The organism is Sphingomonas aerophila (assembly GCF_014199305.1).
Classification (GTDB): domain Bacteria; phylum Pseudomonadota; class Alphaproteobacteria; order Sphingomonadales; family Sphingomonadaceae; genus Sphingomonas; species Sphingomonas aerophila.
In genome coordinates, this window is the sequence record NZ_JACIJK010000001.1 from 277,530 (window position 1) to 295,829 (window position 18,300).

The 18,300-nt window shown below is 64.2% G+C and carries 23 protein-coding genes; 9 read left to right on the forward strand and 14 right to left on the reverse strand.

The genetic code is table 11. The annotated features are described in order from the left end of the window. The first annotated feature begins 243 nt into the window (after positions 1–243). The 5 genes from FHS94_RS01395 to FHS94_RS01415 are packed head-to-tail and all read left to right on the forward strand — an operon-like array spanning position 244 to position 5,731. Positions 244–1,299, forward strand: a complete 1,056-nt coding sequence (locus tag FHS94_RS01395) for a type III polyketide synthase (RefSeq protein WP_184053753.1) — start codon at positions 244–246, stop codon at positions 1,297–1,299. After that, complete coding sequence (locus FHS94_RS01400; RefSeq protein WP_184053756.1) at positions 1,296–2,006, forward strand: methyltransferase domain-containing protein; 711 nt, start codon at positions 1,296–1,298, stop codon at positions 2,004–2,006. The genes FHS94_RS01395 and FHS94_RS01400 overlap by 4 nt, the downstream gene beginning before the upstream one ends. Next, on the forward strand, positions 1,994–3,079 hold the full coding sequence (locus tag FHS94_RS01405) for an FAD-dependent monooxygenase (protein WP_184053759.1): 1,086 nt from the start codon (positions 1,994–1,996) through the stop codon (positions 3,077–3,079). The genes FHS94_RS01400 and FHS94_RS01405 overlap by 13 nt, the downstream gene beginning before the upstream one ends. 31 nt (positions 3,080–3,110) lie before the next feature. Further along, the gene (msrB, locus tag FHS94_RS01410) at positions 3,111–3,518 is read left to right on the forward strand and encodes a peptide-methionine (R)-S-oxide reductase MsrB (protein ID WP_184053763.1); all 408 of its coding nucleotides are present in this window, start codon (positions 3,111–3,113) and stop codon (positions 3,516–3,518) included. Positions 3,519–3,565: 47 nt separating this feature from the next. Continuing rightward, positions 3,566–5,731, forward strand: coding sequence for a transglycosylase domain-containing protein (locus tag FHS94_RS01415; protein ID WP_184053766.1), 2,166 nt, complete (start codon positions 3,566–3,568; stop codon positions 5,729–5,731). Here the strand turns inward: FHS94_RS01415 and FHS94_RS01420 are convergent. The 3 genes from FHS94_RS01420 to FHS94_RS01430 are packed head-to-tail and all read right to left on the reverse strand — an operon-like array spanning position 5,704 to position 7,434. Beyond that, a complete protein-coding gene (locus tag FHS94_RS01420) occupies positions 5,704–6,384 on the reverse strand; it encodes a YgjP-like metallopeptidase domain-containing protein (protein ID WP_184053769.1) in 681 nt (226 codons plus the stop codon). The genes FHS94_RS01415 and FHS94_RS01420 overlap by 28 nt on opposite strands. A gap of 10 nt (positions 6,385–6,394) precedes the next feature. Then, positions 6,395–6,823, reverse strand: a complete 429-nt coding sequence (locus FHS94_RS01425) for a YcgN family cysteine cluster protein (protein WP_184053772.1) — start codon at positions 6,821–6,823, stop codon at positions 6,395–6,397. Continuing rightward, entirely contained in the window at positions 6,820–7,434 is a 615-nt protein-coding gene (locus tag FHS94_RS01430) for an SCO family protein (protein ID WP_184053775.1), read from the reverse strand. Before FHS94_RS01430 ends, FHS94_RS01425 begins: the two co-directional genes overlap by 4 nt. Before the next feature lie 63 nt (positions 7,435–7,497). Between FHS94_RS01430 and FHS94_RS01435 the strand changes: the two genes are divergently transcribed. Further along, a complete protein-coding gene (locus FHS94_RS01435) occupies positions 7,498–8,091 on the forward strand; it encodes an ankyrin repeat domain-containing protein (protein WP_184053778.1) in 594 nt (197 codons plus the stop codon). Here the strand turns inward: FHS94_RS01435 and FHS94_RS01440 are convergent. From FHS94_RS01440 to FHS94_RS01490, 11 genes are all read right to left on the reverse strand, one after another. After that, a complete protein-coding gene (locus FHS94_RS01440; protein ID WP_184053781.1) occupies positions 8,088–8,603 on the reverse strand; it encodes an MmcB family DNA repair protein in 516 nt (171 codons plus the stop codon). The genes FHS94_RS01435 and FHS94_RS01440 overlap by 4 nt on opposite strands. 54 nt (positions 8,604–8,657) lie before the next feature. Next, the gene (locus FHS94_RS01445; protein ID WP_184053784.1) at positions 8,658–9,341 is read right to left on the reverse strand and encodes a cell wall hydrolase; all 684 of its coding nucleotides are present in this window, start codon (positions 9,339–9,341) and stop codon (positions 8,658–8,660) included. Between the two features lie 169 nt (positions 9,342–9,510). Beyond that, positions 9,511–9,837 carry a DUF1491 family protein gene (locus FHS94_RS01450; protein WP_184053787.1) on the reverse strand — a complete coding sequence of 109 codons (327 nt, stop codon included), beginning with the start codon at positions 9,835–9,837 and terminating at the stop codon, positions 9,511–9,513. A 9-nt stretch (positions 9,838–9,846) separates the two neighbouring features. After that, positions 9,847–10,317, reverse strand: a complete 471-nt coding sequence (locus FHS94_RS01455) for a PaaI family thioesterase (RefSeq protein WP_184053790.1) — start codon at positions 10,315–10,317, stop codon at positions 9,847–9,849. Continuing rightward, entirely contained in the window at positions 10,307–10,774 is a 468-nt protein-coding gene (gene ptsN, locus FHS94_RS01460; RefSeq protein ID WP_184053793.1) for a PTS IIA-like nitrogen regulatory protein PtsN, read from the reverse strand. Before ptsN ends, FHS94_RS01455 begins: the two co-directional genes overlap by 11 nt. A 79-nt stretch (positions 10,775–10,853) precedes the next feature. After that, a complete protein-coding gene (gene hpf / locus FHS94_RS01465) occupies positions 10,854–11,450 on the reverse strand; it encodes a ribosome hibernation-promoting factor, HPF/YfiA family (protein WP_184053796.1) in 597 nt (198 codons plus the stop codon). Positions 11,451–11,488: 38 nt separating this feature from the next. Beyond that, positions 11,489–12,181: a DNA polymerase III subunit epsilon gene (gene dnaQ, locus FHS94_RS01470; protein WP_184053800.1), complete on the reverse strand. Its 693-nt coding sequence runs from the start codon at positions 12,179–12,181 to the stop codon at positions 11,489–11,491. A 7-nt stretch (positions 12,182–12,188) separates the two neighbouring features. Next, positions 12,189–12,797, reverse strand: coding sequence for a dephospho-CoA kinase (gene coaE, locus FHS94_RS01475; protein ID WP_184053803.1), 609 nt, complete (start codon positions 12,795–12,797; stop codon positions 12,189–12,191). Beyond that, positions 12,794–13,603: a shikimate dehydrogenase family protein gene (locus FHS94_RS01480; RefSeq protein ID WP_184053806.1), complete on the reverse strand. Its 810-nt coding sequence runs from the start codon at positions 13,601–13,603 to the stop codon at positions 12,794–12,796. The genes coaE and FHS94_RS01480 overlap by 4 nt, the downstream gene beginning before the upstream one ends. Before the next feature lie 31 nt (positions 13,604–13,634). After that, a complete protein-coding gene (locus FHS94_RS01485; protein WP_184053809.1) occupies positions 13,635–14,225 on the reverse strand; it encodes a Maf family protein in 591 nt (196 codons plus the stop codon). Further along, positions 14,222–15,058, reverse strand: a complete 837-nt coding sequence (locus FHS94_RS01490; RefSeq protein ID WP_343055112.1) for a pyruvate, water dikinase regulatory protein — start codon at positions 15,056–15,058, stop codon at positions 14,222–14,224. Before FHS94_RS01490 ends, FHS94_RS01485 begins: the two co-directional genes overlap by 4 nt. A 303-nt stretch (positions 15,059–15,361) precedes the next feature. Between FHS94_RS01490 and hemE the strand changes: the two genes are divergently transcribed. From hemE to rho, 3 genes are all read left to right on the forward strand, one after another. Then, positions 15,362–16,399 (forward strand): uroporphyrinogen decarboxylase, encoded by a 1,038-nt coding sequence (gene hemE / locus FHS94_RS01495; protein ID WP_184053815.1) that lies wholly within the window; start codon positions 15,362–15,364, stop codon positions 16,397–16,399. Continuing rightward, positions 16,399–16,845 carry a CopD family protein gene (locus FHS94_RS01500; RefSeq protein WP_425506151.1) on the forward strand — a complete coding sequence of 149 codons (447 nt, stop codon included), beginning with the start codon at positions 16,399–16,401 and terminating at the stop codon, positions 16,843–16,845. Before hemE ends, FHS94_RS01500 begins: the two co-directional genes overlap by 1 nt. Before the next feature lie 150 nt (positions 16,846–16,995). Continuing rightward, complete coding sequence (gene rho / locus FHS94_RS01505) at positions 16,996–18,252, forward strand: transcription termination factor Rho (RefSeq protein ID WP_184053821.1); 1,257 nt, start codon at positions 16,996–16,998, stop codon at positions 18,250–18,252. Positions 18,253–18,300: the final 48 nt, after the last annotated feature.

Here is an 18,300-nt window from a genome sequence, read left to right on the forward strand (position 1 = left end):
CTCGTCAGGGAACAGCTGAATGATCTGCAACTCTCGCGGTCGGCGGCAGCAGTACGCGATTCATGCTGATGCTCTAATCCGCTGTTCCACGTGGAACATTTTCAGACAGCGGTGTGGTGGGCGTATAAAGTGATTGGTCGCGCGGATGTGCCTTGCTGCCCTCTTCCAAGCAGCATTGATCCTTTGTCACCGACCGCGCGTTATCGGTGCATGAGCATGCGTAACCTACCCCGGCCCTACTGAGTGCCACCTTACATAAACGCGATAGGCACCGCGACACCATCTCACGACATTCATCCGTCCTTTCTGGCATGGGCGCGAGAGCGTGTCTCGCCGCGAGAGATGCGATTGTTTGATCGTATGGCAGCCCGGGCCGGCATAGAACAACGCTGGTCTGTGTTGACTGCGGAGCCCGCCCCGATCGGCCCGGACGGTTTCTACGGAAACAATGCCGTGCCTGGCACTGCAGAGCGCATGGCCATCTACGCGCAAGCTGCTCCAGGACTTGCGGTCGAAGCCATTGAGCGATTGGCGAAAAAGGTGCCTCTCGGCCACATCACCCACTTGGTGGTGGCGAGTTGCACCGGATTTGTGGCGCCCGGGATCGATCAGATCATCGCGCGCCGGCTAGGCTTGGCGTTCGATGTCGAGCGGCTTCTGATCGGCTTTATGGGCTGTTACGCCGCCGTTGCCGCACTGCGAAGCGCGCGACATATCGTCCGCTCCGTTCCGCACGCGCGAGTGCTGGTGATCACGGTGGAACTGTCGACGCTCCACATGCAGCCCGACACCACGCTGGAGCCATTGCTTGCCCAGCTACAATTCGGCGACGGAGCGGCGGCGGCGCTTGTCACCGCCGACCCGGCGGGGTTCTCACTTGACGAGACATTTGCCGCCGCCCTGCCCCATTCCGACGACCTGATCCGGTGGACCATTACGGACCAAGGCTTCGTGATGCACCTGTCCGGCGCCGTTCCCAATCACATCAGCTCGGCCCTGGCGGAGCCCGCCCTGCGCGCATCCATCACCGGCGGCGTCGACCCGGCGACCGTGGACGGCTGGGCCGTGCATGCAGGCGGGCGATCTATCCTGGACGCGGTGGAGCATGCCTTTGCCCTGGCGCCCGATGCCCTTGCCGCCTCACGCGCGGTGTTGCGCACCGCGGGCAACATGTCTTCCGCAACCCTGATGTTCGTGCTGGAACGCCTCCTAGCAGGGCCGCCGGTGCGTGAGGGCCGCGCACTTGCTTTCGGTCCTGGGCTCGCAGCAGAAGGGTTCGCATTTCGGAGCGCCGCATGAACCTCGCCCAGCGCGCCATGGCCGATGAACTGATGGATGCGGACGACCTACCCGCGGCCACTTATGCGGCAGTGGTCGGCGATCTGGCGCGGGTGAACACGGTGACCCTGGCGATCCGGCCGACCCTGGCCTTCCTGAACCGCGCAGTAGGTCAGCGGCAAAGCTTGAAATTGCTGGACGTCGGTTTTGGTGATGGTGACGCCTTGCGCCGCATCGCAGGCTGGGCGGCTAAGCGAGGCATCAAGGCGGAGCTGGTGGGCATCGACCTGAATCAGCGCAGCGCTCCCGCAGCGGCCGCGCACACCTCGCCGGACCTTGGCATCACATATTTGACGGGCGACTATGCTTCGCTGGGGGGTGGCGATTGGGACTGCATCATCTCCAGCCTGGTCGCGCATCACATGACCCATGCTCAGCTGGTCAATTTTCTTCGCTTCATGGAGCGTGAAGCCCGGCTCGGCTGGCTGGTCAACGACCTGCATCGTCACCGCTTTGCCTTTCACGGATTTCCGCTGTTGGCCCGCTTGGCGGGGTGGCATCCCATCGTGCGCCATGACGGCACATTGTCGATCGCGCGCAGCTATCGTCCAGCAGAATGGCCTCCTATCCTGAAGGAAGCCGGCGTGGATAGGGCTCGGGCGTATCGCGCGTTTCCATTTCGCCTTTGCGTGGAGAAGGTGATGGAGGAACCAGCGTGCGGCCGCTGATCGTTGGTGCCGGGCCCGCCGGCTGCGCTGCCGCAATCACATTGGCGCGCGGTGGCATAACGCCAGTTCTGGTCGAGCGCAGCCGTGAGCCCGGTGATGCGCTATGCGGCGGCTTTCTGAGCTGGCGATCTCTGGAGGCCCTCGCCGGCCTTGGTACCGACGCACGAGACCTGAATGCGGAAGCCATTCGTTCCGTCCGGCTTTTCGCCGGCCATTGCCACGCCGAAGCCCTGCTTCCCGCGCCCGGGCTGGCTGTTTCCCGCCATCGGCTCGACTCGTTGCTGCTGGAGCGAGCGGCGGCGGCAGGTGCCGGTGTCGAGCAAGGCGTCGCTGTACGAGAGGTTCAGGGCACGAAAGTAAGGCTGCAGGACGGTACGGCAATCGATCCTCCTGCGCTGCTGCTTGCCAGCGGCAAGCATGATGTACGCGGCCTCCCCCGTCCCGCTACAGCACGCGGCCGCGACCCAACGCTGGGGCTGCGGTTGCGGCTTCCTCCCTGCCCCACCCTTACGCGCTTGATCGGGAATTCGGTCGAACTGCACCTTTTGCCAGGCGGCTACGCTGGACTGGCGCTTCAGGAGGATGGCAGCGCAAATCTTTGCCTTGCAGTGCATCGGTCGGCAACGGACGCGGCGGGCGGCCCTGCCGCTTACCTTCGCACGCTCGGCGATGCGGGACCGCTGGGTGAGCGCCTGGCGGGCGCCGACCTGGATGCCCGTTTCGACGCTGTTGCCAACGTCCCGTATGGCTGGCGAGTCGGCACGGGGGCAGACCGGCTGTTTCGGCTCGGCGATCAAGCTGGCGTTATCCCATCCTTGGCAGGCGAAGGAATGGGAATCGCCCTCGCAAGCGGAATTGACGCCGCCCGCACGTTGTTAACGTACGGCCCAGGTGCGGCACCGACGTGGCAGCGCCGCTTCGACCGGCGGCTGAGGCGTCCCATCGGCGTTGCAGATGCGGTGCGGGCCCTAGCTGAGGGACGCGGTCGAGGCGCTCTGGTTTCCCTGGCTCGTGTGCCGGGACTGATCCAAGTAGTGGCCGCCGCAACCCGGATCGCGCACCACATGCCTTGACGCTCAAGCTGGCCGGGACGACATATCCATCATGGAACAATTGAACCTTTCCGAGAACGAATGGCGTCGTCGCCTTAGCCCTGCGCAGTACCATGTGCTGCGGGAGGCTGGAACCGAGCGGGCCTATGCCGGCGCGTTGACGGACAACAAGGCGGATGGCGTTTACCGGTGCGCGGCGTGCGGGCTCGAGCTGTTCGACAGTGCCGACAAGTTCGACTCCGGATCGGGCTGGCCAAGCTTCACACAACCCCTCGCGCCAGATCGGGTAACCGATCATTCCGACCGGAGCCACGGCATGGTGCGGACCGAGACTCGCTGCGCGCGTTGCGACAGCCATCAAGGGCATGTGTTCCCGGACGGACCGCCTCCCACGGGCCTGCGATACTGCATCAACTCGATCGCCCTGGAATTTCGATCGCGCAAGGACGCCGCCGCATAGGGTGCGCTTGTTAGCGGCGGGGTTAACGCGTAACGCCTGCGCAGCACATGGCCCGCGCGCGTTCTTCCCGTCAGCCCCGCCCGTCAGCAACCCCGGCGCGTTCGCCGTGGCGACGGCGTTTCTCCATCCTGTTCCGGATCGTGCTGGGACTGGCGCTGGTCGCCGTTATCGGCCTTGTCACCGCGGTGTACGTGACGAAGTCGGAGCTGCCGAGCTTCGAACAGCTAAAATCGTCGCCTAATGGGCAGATGATCCGCGTCCATGCGGCCGATGGCACGGTGATCGTGTCACTCGGGCCCAGCTATGGCGAGTGGCTTCCCTATGGGCAGATCCCGGCGGTCATGCGCGATGCCACCATCGCGGTCGAGGATCGTCGTTTCCGCAGCCATTTGGGCGTTGACCCGATCGGCATCGCCCGTTCTTTTCAGATTCGTTATCAGGCGGGGCGCTGGAAGCAGGGCGGCTCCACCATCACACAGCAGCTCGCGCGCAACGTCTTCCTGTCGAGCCAGAAGAAGTTCGGCCGCAAGTTCCGCGAGTGGATCCTGGCACTGGCGATAGAGCGGCAGTTCACCAAGGACCAGATTCTCGAACTGTACCTCAACAAGGTTTATTACGGCGGCGGCGCCTACGGCATCGATGCCGCTGCACGTAAGTTCTTCGGCCATGGCGCCGATCATCTCAGCCTGGCCGAAGCGGCAGTCATCGCCGGTCTGGTCAAGGCACCGTCAAATTATTCCCCGACCGCGGATGTCGATGCCGCCAAGGGTCGCGCTGGCGTCGTGATCGAGCAGATGGTCCGATATGGCGCGATCAGCCAGGCTCAGGCAGATGAGGCGGACATCGCTGACGTGACGCTCGCCCCGGAGGCGAAGCAGAACAGCGCTCGCTATTTCACTGATTGGGCCCTGCCCCAGCTCGACGTGCTCATCGACGAACAGCAAGCGCCTTTGGAAGTATGGACGACGCTGGATCTCAAGATGCAGCGGGATGCCGACGCGGCAATCCGCGCCAACGTACCGGGAGGCGCCCAAGGAGCGCTGGTCAGCCTAGATCGCGATGGTGCGGTTCGCGCGCTGGTGGGTGGCACTGATTATGTGACCTCCATCTACAATCGCGCCACACAGGCGGTTCGCCAGCCCGGTTCGGCGTTCAAGCTGTTCGTGTATCTCTCGGCACTCGAGGCGGGCCACAAGCCCGACGACACGGTGGTCGATGAACCAGTATCCATTGATGGCTGGAGCCCGCGCAACGACTCACGCCGCAACTCCGGGCCGGTGTCGCTGCGCACTGCTTTTGCCTATTCGCTCAATACCGTTGCGGCAAAACTCGGGCAGGAAGTTGGCTTTACCACGGTTGCGGACATGGCGCGGCGGTTCGGGATCACCACCCCGGTCAACACGCACCCCTCCATGGTGCTCGGCACGTCCGAGGTGCGGCTGATCGACATGACCCGCGCCTTTGCGAGTGTCGCGGCGGGCGGGGTCGCGGTCGCCCCTTACGGCATCACTCGAGTCACCGCGAACGGCCAGACGATCTACAGTCACGAGGTCGACCGCAGCCACGTACTCGTGGCCCCTTATGTGGCGGCTCAAATGGTCGACCTGCTGCAAACTGCGGTGAACACCGGGACGGGTCGTGAGGCGCAGATCGGGCGCCCTGTGGCGGGCAAGACAGGCACGACCAGCTCGGGCAAGGACGGTTGGTTCCTGGGCTTCTCCAGCGGGCTCACGACGGGCGTATGGATGGGCAAGGACAACGCCCGGCCCATCCCCGGCCTTCACGGTGGCACTGCGCCTGCACGGGCCTTTGCGGCCTTTATGCGCCCGGCCACGAGCAATCGGCCGATCGAGCAGTTCGAAACGCAGGTGACGCTGCCCGACATGGAGCTGGAGCCCGATCAGGAGAGCTATGGCCAGCCCGACAACGCGGTGTTCGTCGACGACGACGGCAACCCTGTCTCCGCGCCCGGACCTGAACAAGCTCAACCCGTGCAGCAGCCGGCGCCGACTTCAGGTGATGACGAAGAGGATGGCACCACCCCTGCCCCACCTGCCCCTGATCGTCAGGAACTGAATCAAGACTGGATCAATCGGGTCACCGGCCGTGACCGTGACCAGGGCGCCCCTCGAGATCGCCGCGACCGGGAGGCCCCTTCCCGCCCCCAACCGCGCGAGCAGCCGCGCTACAGCGACGATCGCCCATACCAGTGAAGCGCAGCGCCGTTCGCGCGTAACCAAGCGCGGGCAGGTGCAGGGTCAGCCCCCAGCAACTCCTCGGTGAGTGCATGGAATTCGGGGCCGTGGTGCATGTGAATGCGGTGGGCGACCTCGTGGGCGACCGTGGCATGCCGTACAAAGCCTGGGGCCAGCAGAAGGCGCCAACTGTAGCGGATCGCACCAGTCGACGCACAGCTGCCCCAGCGCCCTGTCGGATCGCCGATCGACACCCGCTCGACCGTTACGCCCGCCCGCGACGCGACGGCACGGGTCTCCTCGTCCAGCAACGCTAGTGCCGACCGGCGCAACCAGGTCTCAATGCGACGTGCCACCGTGTCAGCCGCCCCGCCCGTGACCACGTAATCGCCTTCACGACGTACGATACGCGAGCGACTTGCCGGGCCGTGCACAATCGTCAGCGCCTCATCAGCGACCGGCAGCACTGCACCGGACACGAATGGTCTGGCTGCGGGAAGACGCGCGCGTTGCTGCTCCAGCCAATCCGCCTTGCCCTCCGCCCACGCCACCGCAGCCTTCAGCGCCGCGCGGCGCGGCACCACCAGCCGCGCGCGACCGGTCGCGGGGTCGAGGGACAGGCGTACACGGCGGGCCGTCGGATGGCGGACAATATCAAAGCCCTGGCTCACACAGAGGCGCTCACAACTCCCGGTCGGTCAGGTGAAGCTCCAGGTCGCCGACATCGTCTTCGCTTACCGTCCAGCCGCGCACCGACTGGCCAGCCCGATGCACCGCCTCCCGATCGCCTGACACAAGGTAATGCCAGGCCGGCAGCGGCTGTCCGGCAGCACGCAGGCGATAGGCGCAGGTTGTGGGCAGCCAGTCGATGCCGCGCACGCTGCTACTCGTCAGCCGCACACATTCGGGCACATAGGCCCGGCGGTGCTTGTAGTCCTTGCAGAAACCGGTGCGGCGATCGAGCAAGCGGCACGCAACGTTGGTCGGGTGCAGATCACCCGTGTCCTCATCTTCCAGCTTGTGCAGACAGCATTTGCCACAGCCATCGCACAGGGCCTCCCACTGGCCCCGATCCAGGGTCTCGATCGGCTGTTCCCAAAAATTCGTCATGTCGCCCAGCGTTTGATCTCCGCCACCACTGCATCAGCGCCCTGGTCGGCAGGCAGCAAGGCCAACGGCTTGCCCTCAGGGTTCATCAGATAGGTCTGGCGGCTATGGCTGACTAGGTACGATCCCGTAGCGTTCGGCTTTTCCAGGCTGAAGGCGACGCCATATTCCTTGGCAACTGCCGCCACCTGTTCGGGCGTACCGGTCAGCCCGATCATGCGCGGATGGAAGTTCGCGACGAACTGACCGACCACTGCCTGTGTATCCCGCGCGGGGTCGACAGTGATGAACACTGGCACGATCCGGCTGGCGAGGGCCGCGTTCGCCGTTTCCAGCTTCTTCAGCGCGGCGCCGATCGCCTGGACGTCGGTGGGGCAAACGTCCGGGCAGAAAGTGTAGCCGAAGTACATGATGCGGTACCGGCCTGCGAGGCTGCGGTCAGTCACGGTCCGGCCATGCTGGTCCGTCAACGAGAAGGGACCGCCGATCCTTGCTCCGACCAAAGGAGCCTCTGTTGAAGTTTGCAGGTCCTGTCGGGCGGCGTTGTCACAGCCTGCGGCGAGCAGGCATGAAGCGATTGCCGCGATACGCGCGGCAGCGGTGACATGGTTCATGACGCGGCCAGCCTTGCTGTGTTAGGCGCGCTCGTGCAAGCCAACAGACGCACAGGACCTTCCATGCCCTCCCGCTTCCTTCTTGCCCTGCTAATTGCCGGTGCGGCCGTTCCGGCCTCCGCGCAGATACAGTCGGAAAGCTACAAGTTCCTTCAGGCAGTACGGGATGCGAAGGGTGACGAGGTCACGACCGCGCTCAACCGGCCCGGCAGCACGATCATCAACACGCGAGACGTCACCACGGGTGAGGGTGCGCTGCACATCGTCATCAAACGCCACGACGCGACATATCTTCGCTTTTTGCTGGCCAAGGGCGCTGATCCGAACCTGCGCGACAATAGCGGTTCTACCCCGATGTTGCTGGCGGTCGACACCGGTCAGGCGGACCTGATCTCCGTCCTGAAGGACGCGCGAGCGAACCCCAACCTGGCGAACTCGGCGGGTGAGACGCCGCTGATCCGGGCGGTTCAACGGCGCGATCCGGTCATGGTCCGCGTTTTGCTGGCAGCAGGCGCCGACCCGGACCAGCGCGACATCCTGGCAGGACGTTCTGCACGCGATTATGCCGCACGCGACCTACGCAACCCGCTCATCACCCAGATGCTCAACGATGCGCCCAAGGCCGTGAAAAAGGCGGTCGCCGGCCCCAAGCTCTAGAAGGCGAGCCCGTCTGCATCAGGGTCCGTAGCCGCGACCAGCCGGCGGGCAGCGCGGCGGGCAAATGCCAGGGTGCAGCGCTTGCGCACATGCGCCGACAACGGGTGCGTCTTGGCCTCACGCACGATTTCCGAGTCATAGCGGTCCGCGATCATCACACCGGTCCGCTCAGGAAGGAACGCCGGCGTCGACAGAGGCGACAGGTCGAATCCCGCCGGCACAGCCCAGAAAAAGCGATCGCAGTGGTCGAGGTAATCGGGCCATTTGCCGTCGCCGAGCAGGTCGGCTCGTGAGACCTTGATCTCCACGATCACAAGCTGGCCCCGTGCATCAATCGCCATCAGGTCGGCACGACGTCCTCCCTCCAAGGGGACTTCCGCCATCGTAACGAGATCATGTCGCAACAGCAGCCGCGTTACTCCCCTCGCCACATCGGCAGCACAGGCCGGGGAACCCGGCTGGTCGCGGCACGGATTGGAGTCGAATTCGGGAGATTGCGCCGCGTCGAGCATGCCGCCAGCAATTAGAACATTTCCCGAACGAGGCAAGCCCGTCCGGTGAACCTGTCAGCGATAGAAGATATGATTGCCGATCGACGCAACACGGATGAAGCGGCCCGACGGCGCGACACGGCGCGCATGGAAGAACAAGGCGCCCTCTGCATCGCTTTCCCATGCTTCGCTCATGGCGACCTTGGCCACGGCCAAAGCGGTACGATAGCTTGGGCGGGCGGTGTCGACGCTGGGGATCGCGCCGCCGCGGACAAAGGAAAACTGGCCGCGCTGCTTAACAACGCCGCACACGTCGGACGCGAAGCGACCCGAATGGGCACGGTTGATGATCACCTCTGCCACCGCGAGCTGACCAGCAACGGGTTCACCCTTGCTTTCAAAGTAGATGGCGCTGGCAAGGCAACGCAAGCTCTCGTCAGCGGCCGCGACATCCTGTGCGGCAACGGCATCGGCGAGACTACGAAACTTGTCGGGAGTTGCCGCATCGACCGTGGTGGCAGCGGCGGGATCGAACGACCGGGCCGGCGCGGTATTCGCAACGTCGGTGTCTGGCGTCAAAGTGGTCGGTGATGTCACCAGGACCGGATCGGTGCTCGGCGCGGGAAGCGCCGGGGAGATGGTGTCGGCCGAGAGGCCGGCCCGATTGAACTCGGCAGCTAAGCCGGGCGCACTCTGGGCAAGACCGAGCAGCACAAGGGCACCCGCCGCGAAAGCGGCAGCACGCGAAAACAGCGACATTTAATCACATACATGTGCAAGAAGGCCACGGACCCGATCCAAAACCAGCCACGTAGGCCGGCGAGATCGCCCGGGCGCCCCCTCGACTGCGTCACCGCCACGGATCGCACCCGCCCAGCACAACGCTCATCAGAACTGCGAGCATCTGTTGCTGCGGCCCGCGTTGCCGTCAATCGTCGAGCATCGTTTCAGCGGCGAACCGTTCAGAGTCCGGGATGTCCAGTTCGATCACCCACAGATCCGGGTCGCGCGCCCGTCGCCGCCGCCAATATTCGTCCGGATCGCCGGCCGGAGTCGAGTCGATCAGGACGGTCCGTCCATCGGGGCCAAAGCCACGCTCCCATATATGGGGGTCAGCCCCGCGCTCGACCCCAATGACGAGAACTGACCCGGCTTGTGCATCGCCCTTGGCCAGCACGGTCGCGTAACCCCCGGCTTGTTGCACCCGGCGCATCATGGCCCCGACCAGCAAGTCTGACGGCAGGCGAGCGCTCATCCCCTGCCCCTACCCGCGTGCATAGCCCGGCAGGCCAGCAAGAGGGATCTGCGAGCGCATGAACGTACCGGTTCCACGGGCGGCTTCCTCTCCTTCAGCATCGATCAACCGCGCCTCTGCGACGAATACGCGGCGACGCCCGCTGATCCATCGCCCTTCAGCAATCACTGGTCCGGCGGGCAAAGGCCGGGTGAAGAACAGGTTGAAGGCGGTGGTGAGGAGGAAACGATCAGTGACCAGGCTGTTCGCGGCGTAGAACGCGGCATCATCGAGCATCTTGAAGTAACTGGTGCCGTGCACGGCACCAGCGGCGTGGAAATGCTCTGGCCCGAGCGTGAACGATATACGGGACACGCCAGGGCTTACGATCTCCAACCGAGAGTCGAACAGACGGTTGATCGGTGCCTCGGCGTAAAGCGCCTCCAGGGCGCGAGCATGCGCGTCGGCCCCCGATACGTCGGGCACGGGTTCAGCCGCCATCGCGCAAGTCGCCTGCCCCGAGCAGCGCGTACAACGCGTCGGTTGAGCCCGCCCCACGCAATTTGGCCAACAGGTCACGGTCACGCAGCCTGCGCGAAACGCGAGCCAGCGCTTTCAGATGGTCCGCACCAGCCTCAGCCGGTGAAAGAAGCACAAAAACCAGGTCGACCGGCAAATCGTCTACCGCAGCAAAATCAATCGGTTGCGCCAGTCGAGCGAATGCTCCTGTAACCGAAGAAAGGCCGGGCAGCTTGGCGTGCGGAATTGCCACGCCCGCACCAAACCCCGTGGAGCCCAGCTTCTCACGCGCGGCCAGCCGGTCAACAATCTCCCGCGGATCCGCGTTCGCCAGGCGCGCAACGGCAGCACCGAGCTGCTGGAGCAGGAGTTTCTTGTTGCCCGCGGCCAGCCCGAACAGGACCGCCTCCGGGCGCAACAGGTCGCTGAGATCGTGCATTGGCGTGGTTGAACTGGTTCCCGCGCGTCCGGCAGCGGGCGCGGCCGGCGCCATAGCGCCGACCGCGTCGCGGGGGAAGTCAGCCGGCCTGGACGGGCTGCTGCGGCTCCACCCAACCGATGGTGCCGTCGCCGCGGCGATAGACCATGTTGTAGGCACCCGTGCCCGAGTTTCGGAACAGCAAGGCGGCCGTGTTGCGCAGATCCAGCATCATTACCGCGTCCGAAACGCTTGCATCTGGCACGTCGACCCGCGTTTCGGCGACGATCAGGGGCGCGTCATGCGCCTCTTCCTCATCAATTGATTCCGCGAACAAGGTGTAGTTTGCAGTCGCATCGTACGCGCCGGCCTCCGCAATTTCGATGGCCTCGCCAGCGTTGCGGTCCTTGAGCCTGCGCATGTAGCGGCGCAGCTGCTTGTCGATCTTTCCGGCAGCGCCGTCGAATGCCGGATGCGCTTCCTGCGCGTCGTGCCGGCCCTTCAGAACCAGCCCGCGCATGACGTGAACAACGATGTCGCAGGTAAAGCCCGCGTCGTGCGGCCCCTTGCCGAACGTCACGTCGGCAGACACGGCTCTGCTGAAATATTTATCTGCGATACCCTGGAGCCGGTCGCTGACATGGGTCCTGAGCGCGTCGCCCGTTTCGACCTGGTGACCAGAAATCCGGATATCCATTCTTCGCTCCTATGCTTTTGCGGGCGGGTCCGTTGACCTCACCCGGGTTGTTCAGCTCCCCAGATCGGATCGGTGAGCTTGGACAGGAACGCGGCGTGGGCGGCGATTTCTCCCGCCGAGGGTACGAAAACGCGCGGTTCCCGACGTGGGCGGGGTGCAACTGCGACGATTGGAGCAACCGTTGTGACGATTGGAGCATCGGCAAGGCCAAGCCCGATCTGACGGCCGCCCATCAGCTCGACATAAACCTGCGCCAGCAACTGCGCGTCCAGCAACGCCCCGTGAAGCACGCGGTGCGAGCGATCAACGCCGAAGCGAGAGCAAAGCGCGTCCAGGCTGTGCTTGGCGCCGGGATGGCGGCTGCGGGCGATTTGCAACGTGTCCACCATGCGCGACAAGCACACAGGATCACGGCCGCAACGCGTCAACTCGCCGTTGAGGAAGCTGAAGTCGAAGGTGGCGTTGTGCGCGATCAGCGGAGCGTCGCCGATGAACTCCACCAGATCGTGCACCGCATTGGCGAATACCGGGTGCTTGGACAGGAATTCGATGCGTAATCCGTGCACCCGCGCCGCCTCTTCGGGCATGTCGCGCTCAGGGTGGTAGTACGCGTGGAAGGTGCGCCCGGTTTCGATCCGGTTGACCAACTCGACGCATCCGATCTCCACCAGACGGTCCCCGCCGGGGAAACTCAGGCCGGTGGTTTCGGTATCGAACACGATCTCGCGCATGGATCTGCTATCCTCCTCCCGGGGGCTGGAGGCAAGCGATGACCGCAGCGACGGCAGCGCGGGTCTGCTCCAGCGGTACATCGGTTGGGATCACGAAGTCGGCTCGTGCGCGCTTCTCGGCGTCGGGAACCTGGCGAGCCAGGATCGCGTCCAGCTTGGCTTCGGACATGCCCGCACGCGCGAGGACGCGAGCTCGCTGAACAGGCTCCGCCGCGGATACCACCGCGACCTTGTCCACCGCTTGCTCGCCGCCAGTTTCGAACAACAGCGGCACGTCGAACACGATCAGCGGCGCGTCCGCATGATCCGCAACGAAACGGGCTCTCTCCTCCCTGACGGCCGGATGAACGATGGACTCGAGCAGGCGCATCGCTGTCTCGCTACCCAGCACCGCCTCCGAAAGCGCCGTACGGTTCACTCCACCCTGCCCCGACGTTCCCGGGAAGGCAGCTTCGATAGCCGCCACGACACGGCCACCGGGTCCTTGCAACCGGTGCACGGCAGCGTCGGCGTCGAAGACGGGCACGCCCGCCTCCGCAAACATCGCCGCCACTGTTGACTTGCCCATCCCGATCGAGCCGGTGAGCCCAAGCCGGACAGACGTGCCTGACGTCATGCAACCAGCAGGTCGCGCAACTCGTCATCTCGGTCGCGCGGCGGCTTTTTTCCGAACAGGATCTCGAACGCGACCGCGGCCTGCGCCACCAACATTTCCAGTCCGTCCACCGTATCGAGGTCACGAGCGCGCGCAGCCGCCAGCAAGGGTGTTTCTAGCGGGGCGTAGACGATGTCGTACACGGTCGCATCATTCGGCAGCGGTGACAGATCGATGTCCAGCGGCGGCTGGTTCTGCATGCCCAGGGTGGTGGCATTGACCAGCAAGGCTGCCGCGGGAAGCCGCTCGATCGGTTGCGCGTCACCCTTCAATCCAAAGGAGGCCAGCAGACCTGCAGCTTTAAGCGGATTGCGACCAAGCACGGTGACTGGCCCTGTGTTCATGCGTGAAAGCGCGAACAGGATTGCCCTCGCCGCGCCGCCGGTTCCGATCACCGCGACGGGCTTACCTTCCAGATCCAGGCTCGCGATCGGCGCGTAGAAGCCGGCAGCATCGGTGTTGGTCCCCGCCACATCGCCGGTGTCGGTGCGAAAGGCCGTGTTGATGGCGCCTATCGTGTCACGAACACCACCCGGATCGGCGACATGATCCAGTGCCATGATCTTGTGGGGCACCGTGATGTTGCAGCCCCGCCAGCTAGGGTCGGACCGGCGCTCTTCGAAATAATTGGCAAGCTCTTCCGCGGCAACACGGGTGCGGCGATAATCAGCGTCGATGCCGAGCGCGTCCAACCAGAACTGGTGGATCAACGGCGATTTGGCATGATCGATCGGATCGCCGATCACTTCGGCATAAGGGCGGGTCATAGGCCGATGTCCCACATGATCGTGGCGCATGTCACGCGGGCAACACCCCTCGCTCGCGCAGATAGCCGAGCAACGGCAGCAGCGGCAGGCCCTGGATCGTGAACTGGCTGCCCTCGACCTTGGAGAATAGCTGTACGCCAGGACCCTCGATCCGGTAGCATCCCACACATCCCGAGATCGCCGGCCATTCGGCATCCAGATATCGGCTGATAAAGCCATCGGACAGCGAACGCACGAACATCCGCGCGGCCTCGACATGGCGCCAGACAGGACGGCCATCCTCCGCGATCACTGCCGCGCTCCACAATTCGTGACGCGTGCCGCTCATGCGGCGCAAATGATCTGCCGCCTCTTCGCGTGAAGCTGGCTGGTTCAGCAAGCTTCCATCGGAAAGGGCGACGACGCTGTCGCTGCCAAGCACCAACGCACCCGGCGATCGCGCCGACACCTTCAGCGCCTTCAGCTCGGCCAGCGCGTCGGACAGGTCGCGGGGGGTCGCGCCAGCCAGTCCCGCTTTAGCCGCGTCCTCATCGACTCCAGGCGATTGGGCGGTGAACGGTACTCCGGCATCGGTCAACATGGCGCGGCGCGTGGCGCTGCCAGAGGCGAGGACCAGCGTCATTCAAACGGTTCCGCAGCGCCACCACGCCGGGCGTTGACCAGGGCAATGATCGCCGCCGCGGTTTCCTCGATCGAACGGCGGGTGACGTCGATCACGGGCCATCCCTGATCCGCGAACATACGCCGTGCATAGGCGATCTCTCGCGTCACTGCCTCCTCCTGCACGTACGTCGTATCAGTGCCTTGGTTCAGGGACAGCAGGCGGTTGCGCCGGATCTGGATCAGGCGGTCGGCACTGGTCGTCAGCCCGACCACCAGAGGGTTCTTTAGCCGGAACAGCGACGGGGGCGGGGGGCTCTCCACGACGATCGGAATGTTCGCGACCTTGAAGCCGCGATTGGCAAGGTAGATCGAGGTCGGCGTTTTCGACGAGCGCGATACGCCCGCCAGAACAATGTCGGATTCCTCCCAATCTTCCGCGGCGATCCCGTCGTCGTGGGCGATCGTGAATTGAATTGCGTCAACCCGCGCGAAATAGGCAGCGTCCAGCACGTGCTGGCGCCCCGGCCGTGCCTTGGCCTGCTTGCCAAGCAAGCTCGTCAGCGCGTCGTTCACCGGATCGAGCGGCGCCACCGCGGGCAGCCCCAGCGTTCGGCAACGGCTTTCCAGAATGCGTCGTGTTGCCGCGTTCACCAAGGTGAACACGACCAGACCCGGGTTTTGGGCGATCTCCTGAAGGATGCGTTCGAGATGCGCCTCCGTCCGCACCATCGGCCAGAAATGCCGTACCGTATCGACGTCATCGAACTGCGCGAGCGCGGCCTTGGCAATGTTTTCCAGCGTCTCGCCCGTCGAGTCCGACAGCAGGTGCAGATGGAGCCGAGCTTCAACCACGATCACTCGCCCCAAGATGACGGATTGTGGGCCGGCCTGTGGATAACATGCGGGCAATCGGTAGCGTAACCTGCCGCACTCGCCAAGCGGTGGACAAGAGCCGTTCCATCCACAGCGCCATTCACAGGGCATGGTTCGATCCACAGGCTGTGGAAAACGGGGATGGCCAGCACTGAATCGCGGCGCTACCGCATGCCCGCTCCGGTCAAGCTGTTGGCTGAATCGGGATGGCTCGGCAATTCCCGCAAACCGCTGTGCCAATCACAACAACATCCTCTTCAGATTCTTCTTAAAGGTAGAAGGATGATCGAACGCGACACGGCCAAGCCCTTGCTAAGCACGCTGCGGGGCAAGCGGCAGGATGTGCCCCCAATCTGGCTGATGCGTCAGGCGGGACGGTATTTGCCGGAATATCGAGCGCTACGGGCGGAGAAGGGTGGTTTCCTTGCGCTCGCGACCGACCCGGAGGCAGCGGCGGAGGTCACCTTGCAGCCGATCCGTCGGTTCGGCTTCGACGGTGCTATTCTCTTTTCCGACATTCTCATGGTGCCCTGGGCGATGGGGCAGGACCTGACCTTTGGCCCGGGCGAAGGACCGCGACTTGCGCCGGCACTGATCGATACCGTGCTGGGAGCCCTGGAAGCCGTGCCTGAGCGCCTCCAGCCGGTTTATGGGACGGTGAGCCGGGTGGCAGCCGCTCTGCCTTCTCAGACCAGCTTCCTGGGCTTTGCCGGATCTCCCTGGACCGTGGCGACCTATATGGTCGTGGGGCAGGGGTCCAAGGATCAGGAAGCGACCCGCACGCTCGCCTATCGCGACCCAGGCGCATTCGGTGAGATCATCCACGCCATCGCGACGCTGACGGTGGACTATCTGGCCGCGCAGATCGAGGCAGGGGTGGAGGCAGTGCAACTGTTCGATAGCTGGGCGGGCAGCCTGTCTCCCGAACAGTTCGAGCGCTGGGTCATCGAACCCAACGCCTTAATTGTTCGCGAGCTGCGGGCCCGCGCGCCGGGCGTGCCGATTATCGGCTTCCCAAAGGGGGCAGGGGCCAAGCTGCCGGCTTATGCCCAGCTGACGAAAGTCGATGCGGTGGGACTGGACGAGACGGTGGACCCACGCGTTGCCGATGCCCAGCTACCGTCCGGGCTTCCTGTGCAAGGCAACCTCGACCCGCTCGCATTGCTGGTGGGCGGCGAGGCGCTAGATCGCGGAATTGACCGCGTGCTGGCGGCATTCCAGGAACGCCCGCACATCTTCAACTTGGGACATGGCATCGGTCAGCACACGCCGATCGCGCACGTCGAACAATTGTTGGCTCGGGTTCGCGGAGGGCGATGATGGCGGTGCTCGGCAACGCATACCTTTGGCTGCTCGCGGCCCATATCCTGTTCGTGATATTCTGGATCGCCGGCATGTTCATGCTGCCGCGCTACCTGGTTTACCACCAGGAGGCGCTGGCCGCCGGGCGCACCGACGAGGCCGCGACGTGGGTGGAGCGTGAGACCAAGCTTCGTCATATCATCCTCACGCCCGCCATGACGATGGTGTGGCTGCTGGGACTGACTTTAGCGACGGTAGGGCAGCATTGGGGCGAGGGTTGGCTCCATGCCAAGCTCGCCTTCGTTCTGGCGCTGTCGGGCTATCACGGCTGGGCAGTGAGTTATGCCAAGAAGCTCGCCCGTGGGGAGGCGCGCCTGTCCGGGCGGACGCTGCGCATGATCAACGAGGTTCCAGCGCTTGCCGCGGTCGCAATCGTGATCCTGGTGGTCGTCAAGCCCTTCTGACGCTCTGCTTGACTAAGGAGGCAGCGTCCCTTACGTCGGATGCCGAGCAGAAGGCCGTCCGGCCTTGCCTGCCTCCACTCCAGCATCGATTACGCATGCCGCTCTGGCGCTGCCCGACGCTTCCGATATTCCCGCATCCGGATACTCTCCATGCATCTCAAAGATTTAAAGAAGAAGACGCCCGCCGAGTTGGTTCAGCTCGCCGAGGAAACCGGTGTGGAAGGCGCGTCGACGCTGCGGAAGCAGGACCTGTTGTTCGGCATTCTGAAGATGCAGGCCGAACAGGGTGACCAGATCATGGGGGAGGGCACCATTGAGGTGTTGCCCGACGGCTTTGGCTTCCTCCGCAGCCCCCAGGCCAACTATCTGGCCGGCCCGGACGACATCTATGTGTCGCCCAATCAGGTGCGCAAGCACGGGCTGCGAACCGGCGACACGGTTGAGGGCGAGATTCGCGGACCCAAGGATGGTGAGCGCTATTTCGCGCTGACGAAGCTCACTACTGTCAATTTCGACGACCCTGATGCGGTGCGTCACCGCGTCAACTTCGACAACCTTACCCCGCTTTACCCCGAGGAGCGGCTCAAGCTCGAGATCGAAGATCCGACGATCAAGGACAAGACGGGTCGCGTCCTCGACGTGGTTGCCCCGCTTGGCAAGGGCCAGCGTTGCCTGATCGTGGCGCCCCCGCGGGTCGGCAAGACGATCATGATGCAGAACATCGCCCGTGCGATCAGCCTCAATCATCCTGAGGTTTATCTGATCGTACTGCTGATCGATGAGCGTCCCGAGGAAGTCACCGACATGCAGCGCACGGTGAACGGCGAAGTGGTGTCCTCCACGTTCGACGAACCGGCGACACGCCATGTCCAGGTGGCCGAGATGGTGATCGAAAAGGCCAAGCGGCTGGTTGAGCACAAAAAGGACGTCGTAATCCTGCTCGACAACATCACCCGCCTGGGCCGGGCCTACAACACGGTAGTTCCATCGTCAGGCAAGGTGCTGACGGGCGGTGTGGATGCCAACGCGCTTCAGCGTCCCAAGCGCTTCTTCGGTGCCGCGCGTAACATCGAGGAGGGTGGTTCGCTGACCATCATCTCCACCTCGCTGATCGATACCGGCAGTCGCATGGACGAGGTGATCTTTGAGGAGTTCAAGGGCACCGGCAACGCGGAAATCGTGCTCGACCGCAAGGTCGCCGACAAGCGCATCTTCCCGGCGATCGATGTGGGCAAGTCGGGCACCCGCAAGGAAGAGCTGTTGGTCGAGAAGGCCAAGCTTTCCAAGATGTGGGTCCTGCGCCGGATCCTGATGCAGATGGGGACGACCGACGCTGTCGAGTTCCTCCTCGACAAGATGAAGGACTCCAAGACCAACGAGCAGTTCTTCGACTCTATGAACCAGTAGGCTGTGGGCGCACCGCGGTCTCCGCCGTGTCGGACCCGAATGACGGGC